This window comes from Curtobacterium sp. PhB137 (assembly GCF_003814955.1).
GTDB lineage: Bacteria > Actinomycetota > Actinomycetes > Actinomycetales > Microbacteriaceae > Curtobacterium.
In genome coordinates this window covers 240,496-264,060 of record NZ_RKQO01000006.1, presented here as the reverse complement: position 1 = coordinate 264,060, position 23,565 = coordinate 240,496, and the positions used below count along the sequence as shown (strand labels likewise).

18 protein-coding genes and 1 pseudogene are annotated in these 23,565 nt (G+C 71.0%); 16 read left to right on the top strand and 3 right to left on the bottom strand.

Going from position 1 to position 23,565, the window contains the following annotated elements; translation table 11 throughout:
• The first annotated feature begins 50 nt into the window (after nucleotides 1–50).
• From EDF28_RS10905 to holA, 12 genes and pseudogenes are all read left to right on the top strand, one after another.
• Nucleotides 51–974, top strand: coding sequence for an ABC transporter ATP-binding protein (locus EDF28_RS10905; RefSeq protein ID WP_123938286.1), 924 nt, complete (start codon nucleotides 51–53; stop codon nucleotides 972–974).
• Entirely contained in the window at nucleotides 971–1,687 is a 717-nt protein-coding gene (locus EDF28_RS10900; protein ID WP_123292494.1) for an ABC transporter permease, read from the top strand. Before EDF28_RS10905 ends, EDF28_RS10900 begins: the two co-directional genes overlap by 4 nt.
• Nucleotides 1,684–2,412 (top strand): ABC transporter permease, encoded by a 729-nt coding sequence (locus EDF28_RS10895; protein ID WP_111085762.1) that lies wholly within the window; start codon nucleotides 1,684–1,686, stop codon nucleotides 2,410–2,412. Before EDF28_RS10900 ends, EDF28_RS10895 begins: the two co-directional genes overlap by 4 nt.
• Nucleotides 2,409–3,329, top strand: a complete 921-nt coding sequence (locus EDF28_RS10890) for an ABC transporter substrate-binding protein (RefSeq protein ID WP_123340387.1) — start codon at nucleotides 2,409–2,411, stop codon at nucleotides 3,327–3,329. Before EDF28_RS10895 ends, EDF28_RS10890 begins: the two co-directional genes overlap by 4 nt.
• A gap of 274 nt (nucleotides 3,330–3,603) precedes the next feature.
• Complete coding sequence (locus EDF28_RS10885; protein WP_123292497.1) at nucleotides 3,604–5,016, top strand: cytochrome ubiquinol oxidase subunit I; 1,413 nt, start codon at nucleotides 3,604–3,606, stop codon at nucleotides 5,014–5,016.
• Nucleotide 5,017: 1 nt separating this feature from the next.
• Nucleotides 5,018–6,022: a cytochrome d ubiquinol oxidase subunit II gene (cydB, locus tag EDF28_RS10880; RefSeq protein WP_123340389.1), complete on the top strand. Its 1,005-nt coding sequence runs from the start codon at nucleotides 5,018–5,020 to the stop codon at nucleotides 6,020–6,022.
• Nucleotides 6,023–6,032: 10 nt separating this feature from the next.
• Nucleotides 6,033–7,691, top strand: coding sequence for a thiol reductant ABC exporter subunit CydD (gene cydD / locus EDF28_RS10875; protein ID WP_123938285.1), 1,659 nt, complete (start codon nucleotides 6,033–6,035; stop codon nucleotides 7,689–7,691).
• Entirely contained in the window at nucleotides 7,688–9,376 is a 1,689-nt protein-coding gene (cydC, locus tag EDF28_RS10870) for a thiol reductant ABC exporter subunit CydC (protein WP_123938284.1), read from the top strand. Before cydD ends, cydC begins: the two co-directional genes overlap by 4 nt.
• Nucleotides 9,373–11,967: a leucine--tRNA ligase gene (leuS, locus tag EDF28_RS10865; RefSeq protein WP_254066816.1), complete on the top strand. Its 2,595-nt coding sequence runs from the start codon at nucleotides 9,373–9,375 to the stop codon at nucleotides 11,965–11,967. Before cydC ends, leuS begins: the two co-directional genes overlap by 4 nt.
• Nucleotides 11,968–12,105: 138 nt before the next feature.
• The gene (locus tag EDF28_RS10860) at nucleotides 12,106–12,891 is read left to right on the top strand and encodes a ComEA family DNA-binding protein (RefSeq protein ID WP_260154874.1); all 786 of its coding nucleotides are present in this window, start codon (nucleotides 12,106–12,108) and stop codon (nucleotides 12,889–12,891) included.
• 3 nt (nucleotides 12,892–12,894) lie between these two features.
• Nucleotides 12,895–14,727 (top strand): annotated as a pseudogene (locus tag EDF28_RS19575) (ComEC/Rec2 family competence protein); the annotation flags it as partial.
• Between the two features lie 619 nt (nucleotides 14,728–15,346).
• Nucleotides 15,347–16,366 (top strand): DNA polymerase III subunit delta, encoded by a 1,020-nt coding sequence (holA, locus tag EDF28_RS19570; protein WP_123938280.1) that lies wholly within the window; start codon nucleotides 15,347–15,349, stop codon nucleotides 16,364–16,366.
• Nucleotides 16,367–16,588: 222 nt separating this feature from the next.
• On the opposite strand, the gene rpsT is transcribed toward holA, so the two are convergent.
• Nucleotides 16,589–16,849 carry a 30S ribosomal protein S20 gene (gene rpsT / locus EDF28_RS10845; protein WP_111085752.1) on the bottom strand — a complete coding sequence of 87 codons (261 nt, stop codon included), beginning with the start codon at nucleotides 16,847–16,849 and terminating at the stop codon, nucleotides 16,589–16,591.
• Between the two features lie 200 nt (nucleotides 16,850–17,049).
• Here rpsT and EDF28_RS10840 point away from each other — a divergent pair, with 200 nt between their 5' ends.
• Both EDF28_RS10840 and lepA read left to right on the top strand, forming a co-directional pair.
• A complete protein-coding gene (locus EDF28_RS10840; protein WP_123938279.1) occupies nucleotides 17,050–18,216 on the top strand; it encodes a pyridoxal phosphate-dependent aminotransferase in 1,167 nt (388 codons plus the stop codon).
• Nucleotides 18,217–18,360: 144 nt separating this feature from the next.
• Nucleotides 18,361–20,208 carry a translation elongation factor 4 gene (gene lepA, locus EDF28_RS10835; RefSeq protein WP_111085750.1) on the top strand — a complete coding sequence of 616 codons (1,848 nt, stop codon included), beginning with the start codon at nucleotides 18,361–18,363 and terminating at the stop codon, nucleotides 20,206–20,208.
• A gap of 7 nt (nucleotides 20,209–20,215) precedes the next feature.
• On the opposite strand, the gene EDF28_RS10830 is transcribed toward lepA, so the two are convergent.
• Nucleotides 20,216–20,707, bottom strand: coding sequence for a hypothetical protein (locus EDF28_RS10830; RefSeq protein ID WP_123292545.1), 492 nt, complete (start codon nucleotides 20,705–20,707; stop codon nucleotides 20,216–20,218).
• Nucleotides 20,708–20,847: 140 nt separating this feature from the next.
• On the opposite strand from EDF28_RS10830, the gene EDF28_RS10825 reads away from it, so the two are divergent.
• Entirely contained in the window at nucleotides 20,848–21,495 is a 648-nt protein-coding gene (locus EDF28_RS10825) for a DUF1990 family protein (protein ID WP_111085748.1), read from the top strand.
• Nucleotides 21,496–21,602: 107 nt separating this feature from the next.
• Here the strand turns inward: EDF28_RS10825 and EDF28_RS10820 are convergent, their stop codons facing one another.
• Complete coding sequence (locus tag EDF28_RS10820; protein ID WP_185094213.1) at nucleotides 21,603–22,295, bottom strand: HAD family hydrolase; 693 nt, start codon at nucleotides 22,293–22,295, stop codon at nucleotides 21,603–21,605.
• Between the two features lie 28 nt (nucleotides 22,296–22,323).
• Between EDF28_RS10820 and hemW the strand changes: the two genes are divergently transcribed.
• Nucleotides 22,324–23,565: a radical SAM family heme chaperone HemW gene (gene hemW, locus EDF28_RS10815; RefSeq protein ID WP_123938277.1), complete on the top strand. Its 1,242-nt coding sequence runs from the start codon at nucleotides 22,324–22,326 to the stop codon at nucleotides 23,563–23,565.

The following is a 23,565-nucleotide window of genomic DNA, read 5'->3' as shown; positions in this document are numbered from 1 at the left end:
GACGGGTACTCTCATCCGGAGTCGGGCTACCTCCGAACAGAAGGGCACCCATGATCGAGTTCCGCTCGGTACGAAAGACCTACCCGGACGGCACCACCGCGGTCGACGACTTCGACCTCGTGATCCCGTCCCGGACCACCACCGTCTTCGTCGGCTCCAGCGGCTGCGGCAAGACGACGCTGCTCCGGATGATCAACCGCATGGTCGACCCCACCTCGGGTTCCGTGCAGATCGACGGATCCGACGTCTCCGGCGTCGACCCCGTGAAGCTCCGGCGGAGCATCGGGTACGTCATGCAGAACTCCGGTCTGCTGCCGCACCGCAAGGTCGTCGACAACATCGCGACCGTTCCCCTGCTCACCGGGGTGTCGAAGGCCGACGCCCGCACGCGTGCGCTCGAGCTCATGGACACCGTGGGACTCGACCGGGCGTTCGCCGACCGGTACCCGTCCCAGCTGTCCGGCGGGCAGCAGCAGCGCGTCGGTGTGGCCCGCGGCCTCGCCGTCGACCCGAACATCCTGCTCATGGACGAGCCCTTCGGCGCCGTCGACCCGCTGGTCCGCAACGACCTGCAGGACGAGCTCATCCGCCTGCAGCGTGAACTCGGCAAGACCGTCGTGTTCGTGACGCACGACATCGACGAGGCGTTCAAGCTCGGCGACCAGGTCGTCATCCTGAAGAAGGGCGGCGAGATCGCCCAGCAGGGCACGCCGTCCGAGATCCTCGCCGAGCCGGCGGACGACTTCGTCGCGAACTTCATCGGCGTCGGCCGAGGGCGTCGGTCGCTGCGCGTCGAGCACACGCCCACGGGCCCCATCGTCGTGGACGGCGACGGGCGTGCAGCCGGTGTCCTCACCGGACCGGTCAACGTCGTCGACGCCGCCGCAGCGGTACAGGCCGACCCCGCATCGAACCAGGCCGGAGCGTCATTCGACGCCCCGGGTGCTCCGGCGCAGGGTGAGGGCACGCGGTGAAGTGGGTCCTCGCGAACCTCGACACGATCCGTGACGCCACGGTCGCGCACCTGGCCATCGCCATCCCGCCGATCATCATCGCGTTCCTGCTGTCCATCCCCATCGGCTGGCTCGTCGTCCGACTCCAGCGACCCGGCGGATCGCGGTTCGCCTCGGGTGTCGGCAGCGGCATCGTGACGTTCGCCGGACTGCTCTACGCGATCCCGTCCCTTGCGTTGTTCGTGGCGCTGCCGGGCATCATCGGCACCGGGCTGCAGAGCCCGGTCAACGTCGTGATCGGGTTGACCCTGTACGGCCTCGCGCTCATGGTCCGGTCGACCGTCGACGGGCTCACCTCGGTGGACTCGGGGACGAAGTCGGCCTCGACCGCGATGGGGTACTCGTCGGCGCAGCGGTTCTTCCGCGTCGAACTGCCGCTGGCCGGGCCGGTGCTGCTCGCCGGGCTGCGGGTGGTCTCGGTGTCCACGATCTCGCTGACCACCGTCGGCGCCGTCCTCGGCATCCAGAGCCTCGGGTCGCTGTTCACGGACGGCCTCGGGCGCGGGATCTACGAGGAGATCATCTCCGGCATCGTCATGGTCCTCGTCCTGGCGTTCGTGCTCGACGGGATCCTGGTGCTGCTCGGCCGGATCGTCATGCCGTGGACCCGGACGACCTCGGTGTCGCGCCGCCGGACCCGCCGTGTCCTGCAAGCAGCGGAGGTCGCCTCGTGATCATCGGACAGGCCTTCGCCTGGGTCTTCGACCCCACCAACTACTCCGGGTACAACGCGATCCCCGGCCGCCTCTGGGAGCACATCTGGATCACGCTGCTCGCCGTGGTGATCGCCTCGGTGATCGCCGTGCCGATCGGGTACGCCATCGGCCACACGCGCCGCGCACGGGGCTTCTCGATCGCCGTGTCCGGCGGGATCCGCGCACTGCCGACGCTCGGCGTGCTCTCCCTGTTCGGACTCCTGCTCGGCATCGGCCTGCAGGCTCCGCTCCTGGCGCTCGTCGTGCTCGCCATCCCCTCGGTGCTGGCTGGTGCGTACTCGGGCATCGAGTCGGTCGAACCCGTGACCGTCGACGCCGCCAAGGCCCAGGGCATGACGGGCTGGCAGATCCTGTGGAAGGTCGAGGTCCCGCTCGGCCTGCCCCTGCTGATCGGCGGCTTCCGCGCAGCCGTGCTGCAGGTCGTGGCCACGGCGACGCTCGCCGCGTACGTCGGTGCCGGCGGCCTCGGCGGCTACTTCTTCCTCGGTCTGAAGACCCAGGACTACGCCGAGATGCTCGGCGCCTCCATCCTCGTGATCGCACTCGCGATCGCGTTCGAGATCGTGTTCGCCGTGCTGCAGCGGGCGTCGGTGCCCAAGGGCACCGCCGACCCGTCGGCCCGGCAGCGCCAGGGATCGCGCGAGCGAGCCCGCAATCCCATCCCGGAAGGAAATCCATCGTGATCACAGCAAAGATCCGTGCGGGCGTCGCAGCAGCGCTCGCACTGGGCGTCGCCGCCGCCCTGACCGGCTGCGCGTCGAGTGACCCGCTCGACAGCGGCTCCAGCGCGTCGTCCGACTCCAAGACGATCGTCGTCGGCTCGCAGCAGTACTACTCGAACGAGATCATCGCCGAGCTGTACGCACAGGTCCTCGAGAAGAACGGCTTCGAGGTCAAGCGCAACTTCAACATCGGGCAGCGCGAGGTCTACATCCCGCAGCTCGAGAAGGGCGCGATCGACGTCATGCCCGAGTACAGCGGCAACCTGCTGCAGTACTTCGACAAGGACTCCACGGCGAAGACCGCCGACCAGATCGACGACGGCCTCGAGACGGCGCTGCCGAAGGGCCTCCGGGTCCTCGACGAGGCCGAGGCGACCGACCAGGACAGCTACACCGTCACGAAGAAGTTCTCCGAGGACAACGACGTGACGAGCCTGGCCGACCTGAAGGACGTCACGTCGAAGCTCACCGTCGGCGCGAACTCCGAGTTCCAGACCCGTCCGTACGGTCCGAAGGGCCTGAAGTCGGTCTACGGCGTCGACGTCGACTTCAAGGCGGTCGAGGACTCCGGCGGGGCCCTGACAGTCAAGGCGCTGAAGGACGGCACCGTCCAGCTTGCCGACATCTACAGCGCCGACCCGAGCATCAAGGCGAACGACTTCGTCACGCTCGAGGACCCGGAGAACCTGATCCTGCCGCAGAACGTCATCCCCGTCGTCTCCGACAAGGTGAACGACAAGGCCGCGGACGCGATCGACTCGGTCAACGAGAAGCTGACGCCCGAGGCCCTGATCGAGCTCAACACCAAGAGCACGGCGGACAAGGAGAAGGCGTCCACCATCGCCAAGGAGTTCCTGACCGACGAGGGCCTGCTGTAACAACAGTGCTCGTGCGTTAGACGACAGGCGTCGGGCAACTGCCCGGCGCCTGTCGTCGTTCGGCGGAGCAGGAATCGGCACATCCGTGCCGCACGGTTGTGCCGTGCAGCACCCTTGCACGTTCGTGCACGGAACATTTCTACAAGTTGTCGAAGTCGGTGGTGACGCGGTACCGTTGAAGAGTCCCAACGGCTGTGACATCTGATGTATCCGTTCCACAGGAAGACACTGACGTGCACCGACTGCGCGCGGCGACCCGACTGGGAAGTGCCGCATGACCGACCTCCTCGACCCGCTCATCCTGTCGCGGTGGCAGTTCGGTCTGACGACCATCTACCACTTCCTCTTCGTCCCGCTGACGATCGGCATGGCCGCCGTGGTGGCCGTGTTCCAGACCGCCTGGTACCGGACGGGGCGCGCGCACTACCTGCAGCTGACCCGGTTCTTCGGACGGATCTTCCTGATCAACTTCGCGATGGGCGTCGTGACGGGCATCGTGCAGGAGTTCCAGTTCGGCATGAACTGGTCGAACTACTCGCGCTTCGTCGGTGACGTCTTCGGCGCCCCGCTCGCGCTCGAGGGGATCCTGGCCTTCTTCTTCGAAGCCGCGTTCATCGGCGTCTGGATCTTCGGCTGGGACCGCTTGCCGAAGGGACTGCACCTGGCGAGCATCTGGTGCGTCAGCGCCGGCACGATCATGTCGGCGTACTTCATCATCGCCGCGAACGCGTTCATGCAGCACCCGGTCGGCTTCTCGATGAACGAGGCCAAGGGGCGCGCGGAGCTCACCGACATCTGGGCGGTCCTCGGCAACAAGGTCGCCCTCGCCGCCTTCCCGCACACGTTGTTCGCCTGCTTCATGGTCGCCGCAGCAGTGATCATCTCGGTCGCGGCCTACCACCTGGCGCGGAACCAGAACCTCGAGACGATGATGCCGGCGCTCAAGTTCGGCATGTGGACGATGGTGGCGGCGGGTGCCCTGACGGTGCTCACCGGCGACCAGCTCGGCCTGACCATGGTCGACACCCAGCCGATGAAGATGGCCGCAGCCGAAGCGCTGTACAACACGGCGACCGGCAAGGACGCCTCGTTCTCGATCTTCACCCTCGGCACCCCCGACGGCGTGCACGAACTGTTCTCGATCCGGGTGCCCTACCTGCTGTCGTTCCTGTCCACGCACACCTTCAACGGCACGGTCGAGGGCATCAACGACCTGCAGGCGCAGTACACCCAGGTGTACGGGCCCGGCGACTACAAGCCGATCATCTGGGTCACCTACTGGTCGTTCCGCTGGATGATCGCGCTCGGCGTCGGTGCGGTCATGGTGTCGCTCGCCGGCCTCTGGCTGACCCGCAAGGGCCGGTTCCCGACGAAGCGCTGGATCTGGCGCGTCGCCACCTGGACCGTCCCGCTCCCGATGGCCGCGATGATCGTCGGCTGGATCTTCACCGAGATGGGTCGCCAGCCGTGGCTCGTGTTCGGGTTGCTCAAGACCAGCGACGGCGTCTCGCCGAACGTGACCGGGCTCGAGGTCCTCATCTCGCTCGTCGTGTTCACCGTGATCTACGGCTCGCTGGCGGTGGTCGAGTTCAAGCTCATCAAGAAGGTCGCGCAAGAGGGCCCTGCCGCTCCGGCAGAGGTCGACGAGGAGACCGGCGAGGTCAAGCACGAAGTGACGGTGTACTGAGATGGATCTGCCTGTCCTCTGGTTCGCGATCGTCGGCGTGTTCTTCGTCGGCTACTTCGTCCTCGACGGCTTCGACTTCGGGGTCGGCATGTCCCTGCCCTTCCTGGGCAAGGACGACACCGACCGTCGGGTGCTCATCAACACGATCGGCCCGGTCTGGGACCTCAACGAGACGTGGGTCATCGTCGCCGGCGCCTGCCTGTTCGCGGCGTTCCCCGAGTGGTACGCCACGATGTTCTCCGGGTTCTACCTGGCGCTGCTGCTCATCCTCGCGGCGCTGATCCTGCGCGGTGTCTCGTTCGAGTACCGCCACCAGAACAAGCACCTCGAGTGGAAGCGTCGCTTCGACCTGATGATCATCGTCGGCTCCGCCCTGCCGTCGTTCCTCTGGGGCGTCGCGTTCGGCAACGTCGTCCGCGGGATCCCGATGGACTCCGGGCACAACTACACGGGCACGCTCTTCGACCTGCTCAACCCGTTCGCGCTCCTGACCGGCGTGGCGACGCTGCTGGTGTTCTTCACGCACGGCGTCGTGTTCGTCGCGCTGAAGACCGAGGGCGAGATCCGCGAGCGGGCGAAGCGCCTGGCGACCCGGGCCGGCATCCTGACGATCGTCGTCGGTGCCGCGTTCCTGGTCTGGATGGCGTTCGTCCGGGCGACCCCGGCCTCGCTCGTGCTCTCGGTGGTCGCGGCACTCGCGCTCGTCCTGGCCGTGCTGTGCAACGCCTGGGGCAAGGAGGGCCGGGCGTTCACGCTCATGGCCGTCACCATCGCCGCGATCGTGCTCGCCATGTTCACGGCGATCTTCCCGGACGTCATGCCCGCCACCAACGACCCGGCGAACAGCCTGAACGTGTACAACGCCTCGAGCGGTTCGTACACGCTGACGGTGATGAGCTGGGTGGCGCTGATCTTCGTGCCCCTCGTGTTCGCGTACCAGGCCTGGACGTACTGGGTGTTCCGCAAGCGTGTCTCGCGGGCCCAGGTCACCCAGGCCGCGCACTAGGCAGGCGACGGTGAAGCCGCTCGATCCGCGACTCCTGCGCCTGTCGCGGACGGCGCGCGGCTTCATCGTCGCGGCCGCCGGCACCGGCGTCCTCCGCACGGTCGCGACCATCGCGATCGCGTGGGGGATCGCCGCCGCCGTGACCCTCGGCATCGACGCGGTCCAGGACGGCCGTGTCCCGGGCGCCTTCGGGCAGGCACTCGCGCTGCTGGGCGGCGCGTTCGTGCTCCGTGCCGTGGCGGCCTGGGCGACCGACGACCTGGCGGCCCGCGCCGCGGCGAAGGTGAAGAGCGAGATGCGCACCACGGTGCTCGCCCGCGCCGCCGAGCGGGGTCCGTCCTGGCTGGCGGGCCGGTCGAGCGCGGGGTTCGCCACCACCCTCGGGCCGGGCCTCGACGCGCTCGACGCCTACTTCGGTCGCTACCTGCCGCAGCTCGCACTCACCGCGATCGCCACACCGCTGCTGCTGGTCGCGATCGGCCTCGGTGACCTGACGAGCGGGTTGATCATCCTGTTCGCCCTGCCGGTCATCCCGGTGTTCATGATCCTGATCGGCCTCGCGACCCAGTCGTTGCAGCGGAAGCAGTCCGACGCCCTCGCCAAGCTGGGCGGCGCCTTCCTCGAGGCCGTCGAGGGCCTGGCCACCCTCAAGGTGTTCGGTCGCGCCCGGCGCCAGGTCGGCCGCATCGGCGCCGTCACGGACGAGTACCGTCGTGGCACGCTCGGGGTGCTCCGGCTGTCGTTCGTCAGCGGGTTCGCGCTCGAGCTCGCCGCGAGCCTGTCCGTCGCCCTCGTCGCGGTGTCGATCGGCATCCGGCTGGTCGACGGCTCGCTCGGGCTCGGCGCCGCGATGTTCGTCCTGGTCCTCGCCCCCGAAGCGTTCGCCCCCATCCGCCAGGTCGGCGCGGACTTCCACGCCGCCCAGGACGGCGTCGAGGCATCGGCAGCGGTCCTCGACGTCCTCGACGACGACACGGAGCCCGCGCCGCACCACGACACGGACCCCGCGGCGACCGCTCCGGCTGCCACGGCGCTGGCCGTGCACGGTCTGACCGTCCGCCGGCCCGACGTGGTGATCGGCCCGCTCGACCTGCACGCCGACCCCGGCACCGTCGTCGTGCTCGCCGGCCCGAGCGGCTCGGGCAAGTCGAGCGTCATCGCCGCACTCCGCGGCGTCCTGCCGCACGACGGCACCGTGGTCGTCCCGGGCGCCGCCGGTACGACCGCCGCCGGCCGCACCACCTGGGCCGACCAGCGACCCCGCCTCGTGCGCGGGACCGTCGCCGAGAACGTCGCGCTCAGCGCGACCCCCGACGCCGTGGACGTCCAGACTGCGTTGCGCGACGCGGGGCTGGGGGTCGACCCGGGCCTCCCGATCGGCGCCGGCGGCAGCGGACTGTCCGGCGGCCAGGCGCAGCGCGTCGCCGTCGCGCGGGCGCTGTACCGCGCCCGCCGCGTCGGCACACCGTTGGTCCTGCTCGACGAACCGACGTCGGCGCTCGACGCCAAGGCCGAGGCCCACGTCGTCGCCGCGATCCGCGGCCTGGCGGCGGACGGCGCGGTCGTCGTGGTGGCCAGCCATCGACCGGCGGTCGTCGCCGCGGCCGACGTCCGGGTCGACATCGGCACCGGTGGGTCGGTCACCGTCCGGACGGGGGTGCGCGCATGAGCCGCCAGGGCCGTGGAGCGTCCGTCCTGCGCCTCGCGATGCCGCACGGGTCGGGTTGGGCGAAGGCGGTTGCCGCTGGTGCGCTCAGTGCGGTCTGCGCCGTGGCCCTCCTCGCCGCGAGCGGCTACCTCATCACCCGTGCCGCGGAGCACCCGCCGATCCTCTACCTGACCCTCGTGATGGTCGGCGTGCGGGCGTTCGCACTCGGGCGTGCGGCGCTGCGCTACGTCGACCGGCTCGCCGGGCACGACGCGTCCTTCCGGCAGCTCGCGGTGGTGCGCACCGAGATGTACCGGCGGCTCGCCTCGGTCGCACCGGCAGGGCTCGGCAGCACCGGCCGTGGCGACCTGATGACCCGCCTGGTCACCGACACCGACCGGCTGCAGGACCTGCCCATCCGCGTCGTCGGGCCGCTGGTGTCCGCCGGGGTGGTCGCCCTGCTGTCCGTCGTCGCGGTGGCGATCGTGTCGGTGCCGGCCGCCCTCGTGCTCCTGCTCGGCCTGGCGGTCGCGGCGCTGCTCGGGTCGGTCGTGACACGGTCGATCGCCGAGCGCTCCGACCGTGAGACCGCGGCGGAACGTGGTCGGGTCGCCGACCTCGTGCTCGACACCGTGCGGACGCTCGACGTGTTCGCGGCCTACGGCACCCTCGACGAGCGGCTGGCGCACATCGCCCGTCTCGACGCCGGCGTCACCCGTGCAGTGCGCCGCCGTGGCACGGTCGAGGCGCTCGTCGGTGCCCTGGTCGGGCTGGTCGGCGGCGGCGCGGTCATCGGGATCCTGGCCGTCGGTGCACCGGTCGTGGTGTCCGGGGCGCTCGACGGACCGCTCTGGGCGCTGACCGTGTTCGTGCCGCTCGCCCTGTTCGAGGTCGTCGGCGGGGTCCCGCTCGCCGTCCTCACGCTGCGCCGCGTGCGCGCCGCCGCTGAGCGGGTCGAGCAGGTCGTCCCGGCCCGGGTGCCCGCGGGCATCGTGCCCGAACCCGAGCAGGACGCCGACCCGGCCGAACTGGCGGTGTCCGGTCCGGTCACCGTGGCGGTGCGCGACCTGACCGTGCAGTGGCCCGGAGCCACGACGCCGGCGGTCGACGGGGTCTCGCTCGACCTGCACCCCGGCGAGGTCGTCGTGCTCGAAGGGCCGAGCGGCGCGGGGAAGTCCACCCTCGTCGACGCGCTCGTCCGGTTCGTCGACCACCAGGGCTCGTACACGCTCGACGGGGTCTCGGCGAAGGACATGCACCCCGACGCCGTCCGTGCCCGCATCGGGCTCATCGAGCAGGACCCGTTCGTCTTCGACCAGTCCGTCCGGCAGAACCTGCTGTTCGCCCGCGAGACCGCGACCGACGACGAGCTGCTCGCCGTGCTCGACCGGGTCGGCCTCGGCGAGTGGGTCGGACGTCGCGGCGGGCTCGATGCGTCGGTGGGGGAGCGCGGTGGCCTCGTCTCCGGCGGACAAGCGCACCGGCTCGCCCTGGCACGCGCGCTCCTACATGCGTTCCCGGTGCTCGTGCTCGACGAACCCACGGCCGACATCGACCCGGACCTCGGCGACGCCGTCCTGCACGACCTCGTCACGACGGCCCGCGCAGCGGGCCGGACGGTCGTGATCGTGTCGCACGTGCCGGTCCGGGCGGACCTGGTCGACCGCACCCTGCGGATGGCCGCCGGCCGCCTGCTCGTCGGATGACCCGACAGGCGGACGCTGGACGGGCCTCCCGGCTTGTATCGTTGACGTCCGTGACCACCGAGCAGCACGCCGAGGACCCGAACGCCTACGACTTCCGTCGTATCCAGGAGAAGTGGCAGCCCCGCTGGGAAGAGCTCGGGCTCTTCACCACCGACCTGGACGACACGCGTCCGCGCAAGTACATCCTCGAGATGTTCCCGTACCCGTCCGGCGACCTCCACATGGGGCACGCCGAGAACTGGGCCCTCGGCGACTTCGTGGCGCGCTACTGGCGTCAGCAGGGCTTCAACGTCCTGCACCCCATCGGCTGGGACTCCTTCGGCCTGCCCGCCGAGAACGCCGCGATCAAGCGCGGGGTGGACCCGAAGGACTGGACCTACGCGAACATCGCGCAGCAGAAGGCGTCCTTCAAGCGCTACGCGCCGTCGTTCGACTGGAGCACCGAGATCCACACCTCGGACCCCGAGTACTACAAGTGGAACCAGTGGCTGTTCCTGAAGATGTACGAGAAGGGCCTGGCGTACCGCAAGGACAGCTGGGTCAACTGGGACCCGGTGGACCAGACCGTGCTCGCGAACGAGCAGGTCCTGCCCGACGGCACCTCGGACCGCTCCGGCGCCGTCGTCGTCAAGAAGAAGCTCACGCAGTGGTACTTCAAGATCACGGAGTACGCCGACCGCCTGCTCGACGACCTCAACCAGCTCGAGGGACGGTGGCCCGCCAAGGTCATCGCGCAGCAGCGCAACTGGATCGGCCGGTCGGTCGGCGCCGACGTCGACTTCGTGATCGAGGGCCGTGACGAGCCCGTCACGGTGTTCACGACGCGTCCCGACACGATCCACGGCGTGACGTTCCTGGTCGTCGCACCGGACTCGGACCTGGCTGCCTCGCTGGTCGCTTCTGCGTCCTCCTCCGTCCGTGCGGACTTCGATGCCTACCTCGTCGCCACGCAGAAGACGTCGGAGATCGACCGGCAGAACGCGGACCGCCCGAAGACCGGTGTGCCGCTCGGCCGTTTCGCGATCCACCCGCTGACGGGGGAGCGCCTGCCCATCTGGGCCGCCGACTACGTGCTGGCCGACTACGGTCACGGCGCCGTCATGGCCGTCCCGGCGCACGACCAGCGCGACCTCGACTTCGCCCGGGCGTTCGACCTGCCCGTGAAGGTCGTCGTCGACACCAACGCCGCGGTCACCGGAGCGATCCCGGTGATCACCGAGGACACCGAGCTGCCCGACCTCAACCCCGCCACCACGGGCGAGGCGCTCACGGGTCAGGGCCGGATGATGAACTCCGGCCCCCTCGACGGCATGTCGAAGCAGCACGCGATCACCGCCGCGATCTCCCTGCTCGAGGAACGCGGGACCGGTCGCGCCGCCAAGACCTACCGCCTGCGCGACTGGCTCATCTCGCGCCAGCGCTTCTGGGGCACGCCGATCCCGATCATCCACGGCGCCGACGGCAGCGAGCACCCCGTGCCGCTCGACCAGCTACCGGTGCGGCTGCCCGACACCGAGGGGCTCGACCTCAAGCCCAAGGGCACCTCGCCCCTCGGCGGAGCGACCGACTGGGTCAACGTCCCGAACCCCGTCGACGGGACGCCCGCGCTCCGTGACACCGACACGATGGACACCTTCGTCGACTCGTCGTGGTACTTCCTGCGCTTCCTGGCGGCGAACGACGACACCCAGGCGTTCGACCCCGCGGTCGCTCGCAAGTGGGCGCCGGTCGACCAGTACATCGGCGGCATCGAGCACGCGATCCTGCACCTGCTGTACGCGCGCTTCGTCACCAAGGTGCTCTTCGACCTCGGTTACCTCGACTTCACCGAGCCGTTCTCGGCACTGCTCAACCAGGGCATGGTGCTGTCCGGCGGCTCGAAGATGTCGAAGTCCAAGGGCGGCGTCTCGCTCGGGGACGAGCTCGACGCGAACGGCGTCGACGCGATCCGCCTGGTGATGGGCTTCGCCGGGCCGCCCGAGGACGACATCAACTGGGAGGACGTCTCGCCGTCCGCCTCGGCACGCTTCCTGGCCCGTGCCTACCGCCTGGCGACCGACGTCACGTCGACGCCCGACGTCGTCTGGGCCGAGGGCGACCGCGCCCTGCGCCAGGTGACGCACCGGTTCCTGGCCGATGCGCCGGGCCTGATGGAGTCGTTCAAGTTCAACGTCGTGATCGCACGGCTCATGGACCTGGTCAACGTGACCCGCAAGGCGATCGACAGCGGCCCCGGTGCCGCCGACCCCGCCGTGCGCGAAGCCGTCGAGACCGTCACGCTCGGCCTCGCCGTGTTCGCGCCGTACACCGGCGAGGAGATGTGGGAGCAGCTCGGGTACGAGGCCACCGTCGCGCTGCACGGTTGGCGGAAGGCCGACCCGACGCTGCTGGTGCAGGAGACCCTCACCGCCGTCGTGCAGGTCAACGGCAAGGTGCGCGACTCGTTCGAGGTGTCGAAGTCGATCGAGCCGTCCGAGCTCGAGGCACTCGCGCGGGCTTCTGCGAACGTGCAGCGGTACATCGGTGACCGCGAGATCGTGAAGGTCATCGTGCGGGCGCCGAAGCTCGTGAACATCGCCATCAAGGGGTAGTCCTCGGGCGGCGCGGCCGTCCACAGGGTGGGCGTCCGACGCACCTGTCCACAGACCAGCACTCCGGAGCCCGGCCGATCGGCCGGGCTCCGTAGCGTTCGGGGCATGTCGTCGCCCTCGTCACCGGACCCTCGGTCAGTGGACGGCGCGCCCGCATCGGGACGCGTGCTCTGGTCGCGACTGGTGCTGTCGCCGCGGGCCGCGGTGGTGCTGGCCGGGGTCGTCGTGGCTGTGGCGCTCGTGGTGGTCCTGGTCGGGTCGCTGACGGGCCGCGGTGGTGCAGGGGCGGGCGGGGTCGTCGTCAGTGGTGCGCCCACCGCCGGCGCGCCGACTGCCGGGGTGCCGACCGCCGGTGCGCCCATCGCTGGCGCGCCGACCGCTGGGCCGTCGACTGCTGGTCCTGCATCCGGTGGGGAAGCGGCTGCCACTGGTGCGGCGCGTGTGGTGGTGCACGTGCTCGGGGCGGTCGAGCGCGACGGCGTGGTGCGCCTGCCGCCGTCGAGCCGGGTCACCGACGCGATCGAGCGGGCCGGCGGCGCGACTCCGGACGCGGACCTCGACCGACTGAACCTGGCACGGGTCCTGACCGACGGCGAGCGGCTGTACGTGCCGCGCGTGGGCGAGGACGAGGTGCCGGCGGCGCTCGATCCGGTCGACGGCGGTGCGGCCGCGGCGGGCAGCAGCGGGGGCAGCAGTACGGGTGCCGCGGCTGCCTCGGGAACCGGCGCCGACTCCGTCGTCGACCTGAACAGCGCCGATCAGGCTGCGCTCGAGACCCTGCCCGGCATCGGCCCGGGCTTGGCCGGCCGGATCCTCGCCTGGCGCGACGAACACGGCCGGTTCACCGCGGTCGCGGACCTGCTCGACGTCAGCGGCATCGGCGACGTCCGGTTCGCGGAGCTGCGTGACCGCGTGCGGGTCTGAGCCGTGCCCCTGCAGCTGCGACCCAGTGCGACGGACCTGCGGGTTGCGGTGCCGGTGGCGATCGCCTGGATCGTGACGACCGTGCTCGTCGGGGGACCGACGGCAGCGCCGGTGGTCGGGATCGTGGCCGCCGTGCTGGCCGTACTGGCCGTGCTCGCCGGAGGGAGTGCGGTCGTCGCTGGTCGTCGTCGCTCGGGCCGTCGCTGCCGCACCGTGACCGCCGGTGCCGGCCCGGTGCTCGTCGCGGCGGCGCTGACCGCGTTGCTCGCGGTGTCGGTCACCGTGGGGGAGACCCGACGGACGCCGGAGGTGCTCCGGGCACTCGCCTCCGGACCGGGCACCGTCTCGTTCGACGCAGTCCTGTCGCGCGACCTGGGCCCGGGTGACCGCTCCGTGCTCGCGACGCTCGAGCGTGCCGACACGGAGCGTGCGCTCCGGGTACCGGTCCGGCTCGTCCCGCCGGGCGACGGTGCGCTCGTCCCGCCGGGTGACGATCACGACCGCGTGCTGGCCGCGGGAACGCGGGTGACCGGCACCGGGACGATCGAGGCCGACGTCCCCGGTTCCGCGACCGCGTTCGTGCTGTTCCTCCGGGGTGTGCCCGCCACCGAGCCACCCGGGGGACTGCTCGGAGCCACCGACACCGCGCGCCGGGCCTTCGTCCGCGCGACGGCGGACCTGCCCGAGCCCGGGGCTGCGCTCCTGCGTGGCCTGGCGATCGGCGACCGGTCCGGCCTCGACGCCGCGACCGAGGCAGCGATGGAGACCTCGGCGCTGACCCACCTGACCGCGGTGTCCGGGGCGAACTGCGCGGTGATCGTCGGCCTCGTCGTGGTGGTCGGGCGACTCTGCGGGGTGCCTCGGGGGCTCCGGGCGGCGTCTGCCGTCGCCGTGCTGCTCGCGTTCGTGGTGCTCGTACGGCCAGACCCGTCGATCGTCCGGGCCACGGTGATGGCGGTCGTCGTGCTGGTCGTGCACCTGTCCGGCCGCCCCGTGCGCGGCGTGCCGCTCATCGCCCTGGCCGCGATCGGCATGCTGGTGGTCGACCCCTGGTTCGCGCGGTCGTTCGGGTTCGCGCTGTCGGTGCTCGCCACGAGCGGCATCGTGGTGCTCGGGCCACCGCTCACCAGGCTCCTCGCCCGACGGCTGTGGACCCCGGCGGCCGCTGCCCTCGCCGTTCCGGTGGCAGCACAGGTCGCCTGCTGGCCCGTGACGATTCCGCTGTCCGCGGCGCTGCCGACCTACGCGGTGCCGGCGAACCTGCTGGCCGAGCCCCTGGCACCGATCGTCACCGTCGTCGGCCTCGGTGCGTGTCTGCTCGCGCCGGTCTGGCCGTGGGGTGGGTCGGTGCTGGCAGCCGTCGCCTGGGCCCCCGCGTCGGCGGTCGGGGGCATCGCCCACGGTGCAGCGCTGCTGCCGTACGCGTCGGCGCCGTGGCCGGGTGGGACCGTCGGGGTGGTCGGCGCCGTGGTCGTGAGCACGTGCCTCGCGGTCGCCGTGCTGAGCACTCCGACGGTGCGGAGCCGCCTGCTGCTCGTCGCGGGAGTCGTCGTGGTGGTCGGTGTCGCCGCCGTCGCGGTTCCCGTGCTGGTCGTGCGCGGTACCGTCCCGCGCGACTGGGCGGTCGCGGCGTGCGACGTCGGACAGGGCGACGCCGTGCTGGTTCGTGGCGGCGACAGCACGGCCCTGATCGACACCGGTGACGACCCGGATCGTCTCCGGGCCTGCCTCGACCTGCTGGGGGTCCGCCGGATCGACCTGCTCGTTCTCACGCACTTCGACCGCGACCACGTCGGGGCGGTCGACGAGGTCGCGGGCATCGTCGACACGGCGCTCGTCGGACCCGTCGGCCGTGCGTCGGACAGCCGCGTCGTGCAGGACCTGCAGCGCGGTGGCGTCGACGTCCGGCAGGCCGACGACCGGGTGTCCGGCGTGCTCGGGCCGCTCGGTTGGCGCGTGGTGTGGCCGCGCGCGGGCAGCCCGGACGCCGGCAACGACGCGAGCATCGTGCTCGTGACCGAGCCGCCGCCCGGCGACGACTGCCCCACGTGCCTGTCCGGGGTGTTCCTCGGCGACCTGGGGGAGACCGCCCAGCGCCGTGTCCGCTCCGGCAGTGCACTCCCCGACGGGCGCGTCGACGTCGTGAAGGTCTCGCATCACGGTTCGGCCGACCAGGACCCGCTGCTGTACCGGCAGCTCGCGTCCCGCGTCGGACTCATCGGCGTCGGCGCGGACAACACGTACGGCCACCCGACACGGTCGGCGCTGTCGATGCTCGCATCGTCGGGGACCGCCTCGTACCGGACCGACGAACTCGGCACCGTCGTGGTGGGCCGGACGGCCATCGACGACCTGCGGGTGTGGACGGAGCACACGCCGTCGGTGGCCGCCCGTAGGATCGTCGGAGCACTCGTCGCACCGGCACCGTCCGGGTCGGCACCACCGGAAGGACCGCATGCCCGCCAAGAAGCCCGCGCGCGCCGCAGCGAAGATCGACCAGGTCCCCTGGTCGGGGATCCGCCCGGCCCCGGTCGTGCTCGTCACCGGGCCCGAGGCGTTCCTGGCCGACCGGGCGAGCAGTGTGCTCAAGGACCTGCTCGTGGGCGAGGACCCGGCGCTCGAGGTGCACGACCTCGAGGCCGACCAGTACGCTCCCGGGCTGCTCGCGACCCTCGCCAGCCCGTCGTTGTTCGGCGAGCCGCGACTCGTCCGGGTCACCAACGTGGAGAAGTGCACCGACGCCTTCATCACCGAGACCATCTCGTACCTGCAGGCCCCGGCCGACGACGTCACCCTGGTGCTCCGGCACGGCGGCGGGGTGCGTGGCAAGAAGCTGCTCGACACGATCCGCAGCGGGGTCGGCGGTGGGGTCGAGGTCCTGTGCGACGAACTCAAGCGCGAGACCGACCGCATCGACTTCGTGAACGCCGAGTTCCGCGCCGCCCGACGCAAGATCGCGCCGTCGGCGGTCCGCACCCTCGTGGTCGCCTTCGCGGACGACCTGGCTGAGCTCGCCGCCGCGTGCCGGCAGCTCCTGGCGGACGAAGCGCAGGAGATCACCGACAAGGTCGTCGACAAGTACTACGGCGGTCGCGTCGAGACGAACGCGTTCAAGGTGGCCGACATCGCCCTGGCCGGACGGTCCGCTCCGGCGATCGTCGAGTTGCGGCACGCGCTGGCGACGGGCGAAGCACCGGTGCCGATCGTCGCGGCGTTCGCGAGCAAGGTCCGCACGATGGCGAAGGTCAGCGCGTTCCGCGGGCCGAGCGGTCAGGCGGCGTCGGCGCTCGGCATGGCCCCGTGGCAGGTGCAGCGCGCGCAGCGTGACGTCGCCTCGTGGAGTGAGACGGGTCTCGCGAACGCGATCACGAGCATCGCTGAGGCGGACACCGCGGTGAAGGGCGGCTCGCGCGACGCGCACTACGCACTCGAGGTCATGGTCCGCACCATCGCCCGACGCGGCGAGGCGCGCTGAGACGACCCGCGCCTCCCGGTCGTCGCGCGCTCGCGCGCCCACACCCGCGCACTTGGTGAGCAGAAATGGTCGAGTGCCGACCGGCCACCCGACCATTTCTGCTCACGAAGCGTGCGGCCCGCCGCCGCCACCACCCAGACGCCCACCGCCCACGCCCCACCCCCGCACACGACGAAGGCCCCACACCGTTCGGTGCGGGGCCTTCGTGCAGCGCTCAGGAGATCAGAGCGACGCAACCTTCTTCGCGATGGCCGACTTGCGGTTCGCTGCCTGGTTGCGGTGGATGACACCCTTGCTCACGGCCTTGTCGAGCTTCTTCGACGCGGTGGCCAGGGCGGCAACGGCCTTGTCCTTGTCGCCAGCGGCAACGGCGTCGTTGGTGTGACGGATGAACGTCTTCAGCTCCGACTTGTAGGCCTTGTTGCGCTCGGTGGCCTTGAGGTTGGTCTTGATGCGCTTGATCTGCGACTTGATGTTCGCCATGTGTAGCTCCTGCTTCGTCTCGTACGGGTGGGCGCGACCGCGGGGTAGAGGGGCCCTCGGTCGCATCGCGTTCCACCCGTGGGCGGGGAACGCGCAAGCCAGCCACCAACATTACCAGGCGAACGGCCCGCCACCAAAGCACGAAACACCGCCGGATCGGCGTGATCTCGCGGCAACACGCACCGGATACGGTGTCGGGCATGCCATCCCTCGCTCCTCGGATCGACACCGTGCCCGCCTCCGGCATCCGGAGGGTCTTCGAGCAGGCAGCGCTGCTGCAGTCCGCCGGCACCCCGGTCACGATGCTCGTGATCGGCGAACCGGACGTGCCCGTGGCACCGCACATCGGTGACGCGGCCCGCCGCGCGTGGACCGAGGACCGCACCGACTACACGCCGAACGGCGGCATCGCACCCCTGCGCGAGGCGATCCGCGACAAGCTCCGCCGCGAGAACCGCATCGAGGCCGACCTCGAACAGATCTGGATGACGATCGGTGCGACGCAGGCCCTGTTCCAGGCGATGACGCTGACGCTGAGTCCCGGCGACGAGGTCCTGGTGCCGGACCCCGGCTACACGACCTTCACGATGAACGCGCACATCCTCGGGGCCACGCCAGTGCCGTACCGGCTCGAACCGCAGCACCGGTTCGAACCAGACCTCGAGGCACTCGAGGCGAGCGTCACCGAGCGCACGCGCGTGCTCGTGGTGAACTCGCCGTCGAACCCGCTCGGCTCGGTGTTCGGCGAGGACACCCTCCGCGCGCTGCTCTCCTTCGCGAAGCGGCACGACCTGTGGGTGATAAGCGACGAGGTCTACGAGTACTTCACCTACGGCACCCGTCACGTCAGCCTGGCCGCGCTCGACGAGGACGACCGGGTGTTCTCCGCGTTCTCGCTGAGCAAGACCTACGCCATGACGGGCGTCCGGGTGGGGTACCTCGTCACGCCGAAGGGCCTCGGCGCGACGATGCGCACCACGCAGGAGGCGATGATCAGCTGCGTCGCCGAGCCCGACCAGTACGCGGCGCTGGCGGCGATCGTGGGGGACCACTCCGCGGTCCGCGACGCCCGCGAGCACTACCGGGCGAACCTCGAGGTCGCGAAGGAGGTCCTCGACGCCGCCGGCATCCGGTACCTCGACCCGCGCGGCGCCTTCTACCTCTGGGTCGACGTGTCGCACGCCTCGGACGGCGACGTCGCGGCGTGGGCGCTCGGCCTCCTGCAGCGCGAGGCCGTCGCGGTCGCGCCCGGCAGCGCGTTCGGCCGCACCGGCGAGGGCTGGATCCGCGTCTGCCTGGCCGCCACTCCCGACGACCTGCGGCGCGGGCTGGGCGCGTTGCCGGCGCCGGCGCACGCTTCCGTCTGACGGCGGCGACCGTCCGGACCGGGGCGGGTGACGCACGGGAGGCCCGCCCCGCGTTCCGCATCGCACGTCGCGCAGCCGCGCCGTGCCTCCAGAGCGGGTGAAGCATGGGAGACTGGGCCGACCGTCCGACCCACCTGAGGAACCGTGAGCCCACAAGCATCCGCTCCGCTCGAGCCCGCCGCGACCCCGGCCGGCGCGATCCGCAACTTCTGCATCATCGCGCACATCGACCACGGCAAGTCCACGCTGGCCGACCGCATGCTGCAGATGACCGGCGTCGTCGAGGAGCGCGCGATGCGCGCGCAGTACCTCGACCGCATGGACATCGAGCGCGAGCGCGGCATCACGATCAAGTCGCAGGCCGTGCGCATGCCGTGGGAACTCGACGGTGAGACCTTCGCGCTCAACATGATCGACACCCCCGGACACGTCGACTTCTCTTACGAGGTCTCCCGTTCCCTGGCGGCGTGCGAGGGCGCGATCCTGCTCGTCGACGCCGCCCAGGGCATCGAGGCGCAGACGCTGGCCAACCTGTACCTGGCGCTCGAGAACGACCTCGAGATCATCCCGGTGCTCAACAAGATCGACCTGCCGGCAGCGGAACCCGAGAAGTACGCGGCCGAGCTCGCGCAGCTCATCGGCGGCAAGCCGGAGGACGTCCTGCGCGTCTCCGGCAAGACCGGTGTCGGCGTGCCCGAACTCCTCGACCTGGTGGTCCGGCGTGTGCCGGCCCCCGTCGGCGACGTCGAGGCCGCGCCTCGCGCGATGATCTTCGACTCGGTCTACGACAGCTACCGCGGTGTCGTGACGTACATCCGGATGATCGACGGCTCCATCAAGCCGCGCGAGAAGGTCCAGATGATGTCGACGAAGTCGACGCACGAGATCCTCGAGATCGGGGTGTCGAGCCCCGAGCCGATCCCGACGAAGGGGCTCTCCGTCGGCGAGGTCGGGTACCTCATCACCGGCGTCAAGGACGTCCGCCAGTCCAAGGTCGGCGACACCGTCACGAGCGCGCAGAAGCCCGCGACCGACGCGCTGCCCGGCTACACGGACCCGAAGCCGATGGTGTTCTCGGGCCTGTACCCGATCGACGGGTCGGACTACCCGGACCTCCGCGACGCGCTCGACAAGCTCAAGCTGTCCGACGCGGCCCTGGTGTACGAGCCCGAGACGTCGGTGGCGCTCGGCTTCGGCTTCCGCTGCGGGTTCCTCGGCCTGCTGCACCTCGAGATCATCACCGAGCGGCTCTCGCGCGAGTTCGGCCTCGACCTCATCACGACCGCGCCCAGCGTGATCTACGAGGTCACGAACGAGGACAACTCCGTGACCGAGGTCACGAACCCGTCCGAGTTCCCCGGCGGCCGCATCGTCGAGGTCCGCGAGCCCATGGTCCGCGCGGCGATCCTCGCCCCGAAGGACTACGTCGGCGCGATCATGGAGCTGTGCCAGTCGCGCCGCGGCTCGCTGCTCGGAATGGAGTACCTCGGCGAGGACCGCGTCGAGATCCGCTACGAGATGCCCCTCGGCGAGATCGTGTTCGACTTCTTCGACCAGCTGAAGAGCAAGACGCAGGGCTACGCCTCGCTCGACTACGAGCCCATCGGCGACCAGGCGGCCGACCTCGTCAAGGTCGACATCCTGCTGCAGGGCGACCAGGTCGACGCGTTCAGCGCGATCGTGCACCGCGACAAGGCCTACGCCTACGGCACGCTGATGACCGAGCGGCTGCGCAAGCTCATCCCGCGCCAGCAGTTCGAGGTCCCGATCCAGGCGGCCATCGGCGCGCGGATCATCGCCCGCGAGAGCATCCGCGCGATGCGCAAGGACGTCCTGGCGAAGTGCTACGGCGGTGACATCACCCGAAAGCGCAAGCTCCTCGAGAAGCAGAAGGAGGGCAAGAAGCGCATGAAGACCATCGGCCGGGTCGAGGTCCCGCAGGAAGCCTTCATCGCAGCGCTCTCCGGCGACGTGGAAGAGAAGAAGAAGTAGCGACGGGTCAGCGGGTCCGAGCGGCCCGCGCCCGCAGCACGGCCAGGCAGAGGGCCGGGAGGCTCGCGGCGGCCAGTCCCGCCAGTGCGGTCCGCAGGATGACCAGCCCGGCGGCCGCACCGAAGTCCGTCTGCTGGGTCGCGGCGATCCCGGATACGACGGCGCCGAGGGCCAGGGCGATCGTCACGGCGCCGAGCCACTGCGGCATCCGCGTGGCCCGGTGCCGCCGCACGGCGGACACGAGGCTGGCGCCGAACAGCAGGACCCCGGCTCCGGCGCAGCACGCACCGACCGCGGCGATCGCGTTCGCGGTGTCGAAGGTGTCCCACTGCGCGGCCGGCACGGTGACGTACCGCGTCGACGAGCCGATGCTCGCCGTCGTCGCGTCGACGAGGACACGCGCGAGTGCGGCGGCGCCGAAGGCGACGAGCGTGAGCGCGGCGAGCGTCGCGGTCCGACGGTCGACGGACCGCCAGGGCGCGGGGGTGGAGCGGGGCACGCTGCAACGATAGGGGCGGGGCGGGCGGGTGTCGGGCCTCCAGTTCGGGGTGCACGCGAACCGGACGACGCGACCCGGACGACGCGACCTGAGCGGTGATCGGTTCGATCCGACGGGGCAGGCGCAAGTAGGCTGGCGGCATGAGCATCCGCGGGAGCTACCGGACCGCCCTGACCTACGGCGCGGTGGGGGCGACCCAGGCGTCGGACCTCATGACGTACCCGCCCGAAGGGTTCACCCCCACCGAGTCGCGTGCCCGGATCGGGCACGGCGACCAGCGGTTCGAGACCGCGGTGACGCAGGCCCTGACGTGGCAGATCCAGGAGCGCAGCGGCATCCGTGTGCGCGTCGAGGAACAGCCCGACGACGACGAGGTCCGGTACAACCCGGTGACCTTCGACGACGACGGCGTCCCGATCGCCCCGGCCTCGATCGGCACGCCCCGGGTCGAGAAGTTCGCGCCGGACGGCACCCCGCTGGTGACCGCCGGCACGTCGGCGACGCTCACGATGCACGCCTTCGGGCGGACCGTGCAGGCGCCCGTGCGCGTCGTGTCGATCATCGACGAGCACGACCGCAAGGGCTTCGCGTACGGCACGCTCGAGGGGCACCCGCTCTCCGGCGAGGAGTCGTTCGTCGTCGAGCGCACGTCGGACGGCTCCGTGTGGCTGCAGATCCGGCAGTTCTCGCAGCCGTCGAGCCGGAAGTGGCAGTTCGTCGCGCCGCTGCTGCGACGGCAGCAGAAGGTGATGGCGGAGCAGTACCTGGCGGCGCTGCGGGGCGACTAGCGGGGAGCGCGTGCTTGCGTGCGCGTGCGTGCGTGCGTGCTTTCGTGCGTGCGTGCGTGCGTGCGTGCTTGCGTGCGTGCGTGTGCTTTGTGCGCTTGCACGCTGGGTCAGCGCAGTGGCGGCAACGCCGCGATGGCGTCCTCGATCAGCGCGGCGTCGACCCGGCAGTCCCGCGCGACCGTGACCGCGTTGGTGACCCGCAGCGCCTCGACGTCGAACACCCCGGTGGCGACCGCCAGGAACGGGATGCCGGCGGCGTCCGCGGCCTCGCCGTCACGCGGGGTGTCGCCGACGATCACGGCACGGGTGCCGGCGAGCTCCGCCGCCGCGCGGGTGGTGACGTCCGCACGCTCCACCTCGGTGTCGCCGAAGTAGGAGTGGTTCCAGTCGAACAGGCCCTCGTCGAACCCGGCACCGGCCAGCTTGACGCGTGCGCGGTACTCGGAGTTCCCGGTGAGCAGGCCGTTCCGCCACCCGAGCTCCGCGAAGCGGGTGAGCAGCGCGGTGGCGCCGGGGACGGGGGACCGGTGGTCACCCGAGGCGTGCCGCTCGGCGGTGAGGTCGCGCAGGTGGCCGCTGACGGTCGGGATGATCGTGTCCTCGAACGCGTGCGCACGGACGTGCTCGGCGATGAGCCCGGCATCGGTCCGACCGTGCTGGTGCCCGACGCGCAGGGTGAGGTCGCGGCCGACCGCCCGCTCGAGCGCGAGGTGGTAGAGGTTGCCCGGGGACGACGCGTTCATCACGAGGGTGCCGTCGATGTCCCACAGGACCGTGGTGGGGACGGGGTGGTGCTCCATGCGTCCATCATGACGGACAATGGACTCCATGCCGAGTGCTCTCCCGATCGCCGATCCGGCACCCGCTGACGGACTGATCGTGCCGCGAGCCGCGGCGGGCTCCGCCGCCGGTTCCGACCCGGCGGCCGTGCCGTTCGGGGTCTACGTCCACGTGCCGTTCTGCCGGGTGCGCTGCGGCTACTGCGACTTCAACACGTACACGGCGTCCGAGCTCCGCGGCGTGCGCCGCGACGACTACGCCGGCCACGCCGTGCGGGAGATCGAGTGGGCCGCGACCGTGCTCGACCGCTCCGGCGTCCCGCGCCGGCCCGTGTCGACCGTGTTCTTCGGTGGCGGGACCCCGACGATGCTGCCGGCGTCCGACCTGGCGATGATCCTGCGGGCCATCGACGACACGTGGGGGATCCTGCCCGGCGCCGAGGTCACGACCGAGGCGAACCCGGACTCGGTCGACGCGTCCTCGTTGCAGACACTGCGCGAGGGTGGGTTCAACCGGATCAGCTACGGCATGCAGTCCGCGGTCCCGCACGTGCTCGCGACCCTCGACCGCACGCACGACCCGTTGCGCGTGCCGGTCGTCGTCGACCTCGCGAAGCAGCAGGGCCTCGACGTCTCCCTCGACCTCATCTACTCGACGCCGGGGGAGTCCCTCGACGACTGGCGCACCTCGCTCGACGCCGCGCTGGCCTGCGAGCCCGACCACGTGTCGGCGTACTCGCTCATCGTCGAGGACGGCACCGCCATGGGCCGCATGGTGGCGCGCGGGGAGCTCCCCGCCCCCGACGACGACCTGGCCGCCGACATGTACGAGCTCGCCGACCAGGTGCTCGGCGATGCCGGGTACTCCTGGTACGAGGTGTCGAACTGGGCGCGCGGCGACGCGCATACGAGTCGCCACAACCTGTCCTACTGGAAGGGCCACGACTGGTGGGGTGTCGGCCCCGGCGCGCACTCCGCGGTCGCCGGCACGCGCTGGTGGAACGTGAAGCACCCGGCCGCGTACGCGAACCGGGTGCTGTCCGGCGAGTCGCCGGCCGCCGGGCGCGAGGTCATCGACGACGAGACCCGCTACGTCGAGCGCCTGCTCCTCGCCGCGCGGGTCCGCGGGGAGCTCGCGACGAGCGAGATCCGCCAGGAGGCCCGTGGCCGGGTCGCCGGCCTCATCGCACGCGGTCTCGTGGACGGGTCGGCCGCGGTGCGGGGACGCATCGACCTGACCCTGCAGGGTCGCCTGCTGGCCGACGCGGTGGTGCGGGAGCTGCTGGACTGA